Source organism: Rhizobacter sp. P3_B12 (assembly GCF_056402895.1).
In genome coordinates, this window is the sequence record NZ_JBFUGN010001503.1 from 1 (window position 1) to 972 (window position 972).

Here is a 972-nt window from a genome sequence, read left to right on the forward strand (position 1 = left end):
TCGGTGCGCAGCGCCGGCTACATGCTCGCGGTGCCGGTGGTTGGTGCCTGAGTGCTTCGGCGCCTGAACGACGAGCTGCCGATGCCACACCGCCTGCCGCCACCCACGCCGGAAGAGGGCCGCCTGTTCCGCTCGCTGTTCGCCGCCTATCCCGATGCCTTGCTGCTGGCCGATGCCCAGGGCGTGATCGTGCGCGCCAACCCGGCCGCCGCGGCCCTGCTGGGCTACGCGGTCGACGAGCTGCCCGGCATGCCGGTCGATGCGCTGGTGCCCGACAGCGTCCGCCCGCACCATGCGGGCTACCGCGACGGCTACGGCAAGAACCCGAAGCCGCGGCCGATGGGCACGCAGCTGGAGCTGGCCGCGCGCCGCAAGGATGGCAGCGAGGTGATCGTCGAGATCGCGCTCAGCCCGCTGACGGACGACGGCCTGCCGTACGTGGTCGCGGCGATCCGTGGCATCGCGGCCTACCCGCGGGTGCAGCAGGCGCTGCAGCAGGCCCGCTACAGCGAATACGTCGCCAAGCTCGCGCGGCTGGCGGTCGATACCCGCGACCCGCAGGCGCTGCTGCGCCAGGTGCCGCAGATCGCGGCCGAGGGGCTGCAGGTCGAGACCGCCGTCGTGTACCTGCTGGAGCCCGACCGGCGCGAGTTCCGGCTCGCCGCCGGCGTCGGCCTGGCCGGCGCGGAGACCGAGGGCCAGCGCGTGCCGAACCGGCGCGACACGCCGCCCGGCTTCGTGGTGGCCGAGGGCCGGCCGGTGCTGGTGTCGGACTACGCACGCGAGACGCGCTTCCAGGTGCCGGCCGACTACCTGCAGCGCGGGCTGGTCAGCGCGCTGGTGGTGCCGCTGTCCGACCGCGGCAGCATCGTCGGCACGCTGGCGGTGCGCACCCGCGAGGCGCGCCGCTTCGGTGACGACGAGGTCCGTTTCCTCGATTCGCTGTCCAGCCTGCTGGCCTCCAGCCTGCAG

Annotated in this window: 1 protein-coding gene; it reads left to right on the plus strand. The window is 73.9% G+C overall.

Translation table 11 applies throughout. The annotated features are described in order from the left end of the window. Nucleotides 1-81: 81 nt before the first annotated feature. A partial coding sequence (locus tag AC1D01_RS36460; RefSeq protein WP_477874655.1) for a PAS domain S-box protein occupies nt 82-972 on the plus strand: 891 nt, incomplete at its 3' end.